A 364-nucleotide genomic window follows, 5' to 3' on the forward strand; every position below is an offset into this window, starting at 1 on the left:
GTCATCGTTTTTGATTAAATACGTTGGAAAGGTTATTGGCTATAATATCAAAATCAGCTTTGATTACCTCCCAATACTTCCCCCTCAAACAGATAACATCTAAGTCTTCGTCAGCAGATTCAAAATTACTAAGGTTTGAGATGATGATTTCTTTGTCGTGTCCGTAAGGATAGCGTTGTTCATGTAAAGTAATCATTTCTTCAATGGTATAGATTTCTAGTAGCTCATGCAAATCCCAAAAATCTTTCTTCCTACCCCCATTCTGAATCACTTCTATTTTCATCGCCACAATATCATCAAGATGCGTCATTTGAATTCCATCTTCTAATAGTGCTTCTCGTATGAAGGGATCAGAATAAAAAAC

Annotated in this window: 1 protein-coding gene; it reads right to left on the minus strand. The window is 35.4% G+C overall.

Annotated elements, in window-relative coordinates; all coding sequences use genetic code 11:
- Position 1 precedes the first annotated feature (1 nt).
- The coding region (locus tag AC4AGG_RS16855; RefSeq protein WP_489773176.1) for a nucleotidyl transferase AbiEii/AbiGii toxin family protein at positions 2–364 on the minus strand (363 nt) is incomplete at its 5' end.

This window comes from Chryseobacterium sp. CG10_8, from assembly GCF_058117085.1.